The sequence below is a fragment of the Saccharothrix hoggarensis genome (genome assembly GCF_042678885.1).
GTDB classification, from domain to species: domain Bacteria; phylum Actinomycetota; class Actinomycetes; order Mycobacteriales; family Pseudonocardiaceae; genus Actinosynnema; species Actinosynnema hoggarensis.
The window spans coordinates 1-4,721 of the sequence record NZ_JBHTLK010000351.1 but is presented as its reverse complement, the minus strand read 5'-3'; the positions used below and the strand labels follow the sequence as shown (position 1 = coordinate 4,721).

Sequence of the window (4,721 nt, the reverse complement as noted above, 5' to 3'; positions counted from 1 at the left end):
AGCGGCTGGGCGCGGTGGGCCTCACCGACCAGGCGGCGGTGGCGACGTTGCTGGCGGCGCGGGTGGCGGTGCGCCGCGGTGACGTGGTGGTGGCGCGGGCGTTGGTGGACGGGGTGCCGGAGCCGGGTCCGATCGCGCCGGTCGACCACCGGATGCTGGCGCGGTTGTGCCGGGCGGAGCTGGCGGTGGCGGTGGGCGCGCCGGGGGTGGCGCTGCGGGAGGCCGCGGAGGGGTTGGCGGAGCTGGGCCGGGTGCGTGACCGGATGGGCGGGTTGGACCTGGTCTGCGGCACGGCGGTGCACGGGCGAGAGCTGGGTGAGCTGGCCGTGGGGTTGGTGCTGGACCACGACGGTGACGCGGAGGCCACGTTCGAGTGGTTGGAGCGCACGCGGGCGCAGGTGTACCGGTACGAGCCGTTGCCGGTGATCGAGGACCGGGTGCTGGCGCGGCGGGTGGCGGAGTCGCGGTCGTTGTCGCGGGCGGTGCAGCAGGCGCGGTTGGACGGCCGGCCGGTGGCCGAGCTGGAGGCGCGGCTGGACGCGTTGCAGGCCGAGGTGGCGCGGTTGGGGTGGCACACGAGCGTGTGGGGGCGGCCGCGGCCGGTGTGCGGGGTGGCGGAGGTGCGGGCCGCGTTGGGGGCGCGGGCGATGGTGAGCTTCGTGGCGCACGGTGGCGTGTTGTGGGCCGTGGTGCTGGTGGCGGGTGAGGCGGCGCTGGTGCGGTTGGGTGCGGCGGCGGCGGTGTTCGAGTTGGCGCGGCAGTTGCACGCGGACGTGGACGTGCTCGCGCCGGACCACCTGCCGGAGGTGTTGGCGTCGGCGGTGACGGCGTCGGCGGCGCGGCGGGCGGAGCGGTTGGACGCGGCGTTGGTGGGGCCGTTGGCGGGGTTGGTCGGCGGGCGTGAGCTGGTGGTGGTGCCGACGGGTGACCTGTACGCGGTGCCGTGGGGCGCGTTGCCGTCGTTGCGGGGCCGGCCGGTGGTGGTGGCGCCGTCGGCGACGGCGTGGTTGAACGCGGTGTCGGCGCGGACGTCGGCGTCGCGGGTGGTGCTGGTGGGCGGGCCGGACCTGCCGGAGGCGGTCGGCGAGGTGAGCGACCTGCGGTGCGCGTACCCGGGCGCGGTGCAGGTGGAGGCGGTGGGCGACGTGCTGGCGGCGTTGGACGGGGCGCGGTTGGCGCACATCGCGGCGCACGGGGAGCACGTGGCGGACAACGCGTTGTTCTCGCGGTTGGAGCTCGTGGACGGCCCGTTGTTCGCGCACGAGGCGGCGCGGTTGCCGACGGCGCCGGAGCAGGTGGTGCTGGCGGCGTGCTCGTTGGCGTTGAGCCACATCCGGCCTGGTGACGAGGCGTTGGGGTTCGCGGGCGCGTTGTTGGCGAGCGGGTCGCGGACGGTGGTGGCGGCGGTGAACAAGGTGGGTGACCGGGCGGCGGCGGTGACGATGGAGGCGTTCCACAAGTTGTTGGCGGAGGGGAAGCCGGCGGCGCACGCGTTGGCGGAGGCGACGGCGGTGGACCCGTTGCGCCGCCCGTTCGTGTGCTTCGGGTCGTGAGTCCCGCTGATCGTCGCGGGCGGGTCGTGGGGGTTCAGAAGCCGCCGATGAGCGCGCCGGCGTGGCTGACCGGCACGGTGTGGGTGGCGAACCCGGTCCCGGTGGCGACGTGCAGGAGGAAGCCGGTGGGTTCGGCGAGGTAGCCGGTCTGCCGGTCGGCGCGGAGGGTGAGGGACGTCTGGCGGTAGGTGCTGGGCGCGACGGACACGGACGTGCCGGCGAACGGGGCGCTGACGACGCGGTGGACGTGGCCCGCGAGGACGCGGGCGACGTTGTGGTGGCGGGAGAGGACGGCGCCGAGGGCGGGGCCGTTGTCGAGGCGCATGCCGTCGAGGAACGGGAGGCCGACCTCGACGGGCGGGTGGTGCAGGCAGACGAACGCGGGCACGTCGGGGCGTTGGGCGAGGACGTCGTCCAGCCAGGACAGCTGGTCGTCGCCGACGTGCCCGGCGGGGGTGCCGTGCTGCCACGAGTCGAGGGCGATGACGGTGAAGCCGGGGTGGGCGACGGCGTAGTGGGTGGAGGTCGCGCCGCCGAGGAACGACGTGCCGCCGAACACCTCCAGCAGGGCGGCGGGGTGGTCGTGGTTGCCGGTGGTGAGGTGCAGCGGCAGGGGGAAGTCGCCGATGACCTGGCGGAGCTGGGCGTAGGCGTCGACGTCGCCGTGCTCGGTGAGGTCGCCGGTGATCACGACGCAGTCGGGGCGCGGGTCGAGGGCGAGGACGCGGCCGAGCGCGTGGCGCAGGGAGGCGGCCGGTTCGGCGGCGAGGGCGTCGGTCCGCAGGTGCGGGTCGCTCAGGTGCGCGATGAGCACGGTCGGCTCCAAGTCCTCGTGGGCGGTCACCGCCCATTGCACCCCACCGGGGGGCGCGCCCGCACCCGTCGGGGCACGCCAGTGATCCGCCGCACCCCCGGCACGGCGAAGGGCCCGGTTCACCAGAGGCGAACCGGGCCCTTCCGTGACTTCGGCCGATCGACGGGTCAACGACCCCGGTCGATCAGAAGTCCATGCCGCCGCCCTCGGGCATGGCCGGGGCAGCGCCCGCCTTCTCCGGCTTGTCCGCCACCACGGCTTCGGTGGTGAGGAACAGCGCGGCGATCGACGCGGCGTTCTGCAGCGCCGAGCGGGTGACCTTGGTCGGGTCGGGCACGCCGGCCGCGAGCAGGTCCTCGTACACGCCGGTCGCGGCGTTGAGGCCGTGGCCCACGGGGAGGCCCTTGACCTTCTCCACCACGACGCCGCCCTCGAGGCCGGCGTTGATGGCGATCTGCTTCAACGGCGCCTCGACGGCGACCTTGACGATGTTGGCGCCGGTCGCCTCGTCGCCCTCGAGCTTCAGGCCCGCGAACGCGATCTCGGCGGCCTGGAGCAGCGCGACGCCACCACCGGCGACGATGCCCTCCTCGACGGCGGCCTTGGCGTTGCGCACCGCGTCCTCGATGCGGTGCTTGCGCTCCTTGAGCTCCACCTCGGTGGCGGCGCCGGCCTTGATGACCGCGACACCGCCGGCGAGCTTCGCCAGGCGCTCCTGCAGCTTCTCGCGGTCGTAGTCGGAGTCCGACTTCTCGATCTCGGCGCGGATCTGGTTGACGCGGCCCTGGATCTGCTCGGCGTCACCCGCGCCCTCGACGACCGTGGTCTCGTCCTTGGTCACGACGACCTTGCGGGCCTTGCCCAGCAGCGACAGGTCGGCGTTCTCCAGCTTCAGGCCGACGTCCTCGGTGATGACCTGGCCACCGGTGAGGATGGCGATGTCCTGGAGGATCGCCTTGCGGCGGTCGCCGAAGCCCGGGGCCTTGACGGCGACGGACTTGAAGGTGCCGCGGATCTTGTTGACGACCAGCGTGGCCAGGGCCTCGCCCTCGACGTCCTCGGAGATGATCAGCAGCGGCTTGCCGCCCTGCATGACCTTCTCCAGCAGCGGGAGCAGGTCCTTCACCGTGGAGATCTTCGAGCCGTAGAGCAGGATGTACGGGTCCTCGAGGACCGCTTCCTGGCGCTCGGGGTCGGTCACGAAGTAACCGGAGATGTAGCCCTTGTCGAAGCGCATGCCCTCGGTGAGCTCGAGCTCGAGCCCGAGAGCGTTGCTCTCCTCGACGGTGATGACGCCTTCCTTGCCGACCTTGTCCATCGCCTCGGCGATGAGCTCGCCGATGGTGGTGTCGCCCGCGGAGATGGACGCCGTGGCGGCGATCTGCTCCTTGGTCTCGACCTCCTTGGCGGTCTTGTGCAGCTGCTCGATCACGGCGTCGACGGCCTGCTCGATGCCGCGCTTGAGGCCGAGCGGGTTGGCGCCGGCGGCCACGTTGCGCAGGCCCTCGCGGACCAGGGCCTGGGCCAGCACGGTGGCGGTCGTCGTGCCGTCACCGGCGACGTCGTCCGTCTTCTTCGCCACTTCCTTGACGAGCTCGGCCCCGATCTTCTCCCACGGGTCCTCGAGCTCGATCTCCTTGGCGATCGAGACGCCGTCGTTGGTGATGGTCGGCGCGCCCCACTTCTTCTCGAGCACGACGTTGCGGCCCTTGGGGCCGAGCGTCACCTTGACGGCGTCGGCGAGAGTGTTCATGCCACGCTCAAGACCGCGGCGGGCATCCTCGTCGAACGCGATCATCTTGGCCATTGCGGTGTGTTCCTCCGCCTGATTACGAATGGGGCCACTGCGGACGCGCGTCCACAGCGGAACACGGTGCTTCGGCCAGGCTCGGTGCCCGCGACGGACGACCTGCCCCCTGGAGGGGACGGGCCTCACCGTCCCAGCCTGCGTGTTGGCACTCGGGTGTTCCGAGTGCCAACACCGTGTTTAGCACTCGACGGAGGAGAGTGCAAGAAGAGCTGGTCAGCGGGACGTGCGCACGGGCACGCTCGTGGGCAGCGGTTTGCCGCTGGTCGTGGTCCCGACCTCGATGGACTGGCTCTGGCCCGTCGTGCCGCCCTGGCGCGGAGGTTCGTCCTTAGGGGTGAGGATCACCACGAGGATGACGATGAGCACGATCGCGACCGCGCCGGCGAGGACGGGCGCGAGCCACGGCGGCCGGGGCTTGCCGGTGTTGGTGAACGCGCCGGCGCCGCCGACCTGGGCGGGCGGCCTCAGCCGGACCGGGTCCTGGAGGAAGCCGGGCGGCTGCTGCTGCGGGTACGGCTGCGGGTAGGGCGGCTGCTGCACGGGC

General features: G+C 72.7%; 3 protein-coding genes and 1 pseudogene. 1 reads left to right on the top strand and 3 read right to left on the bottom strand.

Annotated elements, in window-relative coordinates:
• Positions 1-1,553: CHAT domain-containing protein (locus ACFQ3T_RS34440; RefSeq protein ID WP_380729967.1), on the top strand; the 1,553-nt coding region annotated here is incomplete at its 5' end.
• 34 nt (positions 1,554-1,587) lie between these two features.
• On the opposite strand, the gene ACFQ3T_RS34435 is transcribed toward ACFQ3T_RS34440, so the two are convergent.
• From ACFQ3T_RS34435 to ACFQ3T_RS34425, 3 genes and pseudogenes are all read right to left on the bottom strand, one after another.
• Positions 1,588-2,397, bottom strand: coding sequence for a phosphodiesterase (locus ACFQ3T_RS34435; protein WP_380729966.1), 810 nt, complete (start codon positions 2,395-2,397; stop codon positions 1,588-1,590).
• 154 nt (positions 2,398-2,551) lie between these two features.
• Positions 2,552-4,174 (bottom strand): chaperonin GroEL, encoded by a 1,623-nt coding sequence (gene groL, locus ACFQ3T_RS34430; RefSeq protein WP_380729964.1) that lies wholly within the window; start codon positions 4,172-4,174, stop codon positions 2,552-2,554.
• Between the two features lie 216 nt (positions 4,175-4,390).
• Positions 4,391-4,721 (bottom strand): annotated as a pseudogene (locus ACFQ3T_RS34425) (serine/threonine protein kinase); the annotation flags it as partial.

Coding starts and splice junctions, on each gene's coding strand:
- groL (WP_380729964.1), bottom strand. CDS start 4,174: ATGGCCAAGATGATCGCGTTCGACGAGGATGCCCGCCGCGGTCTTGAG.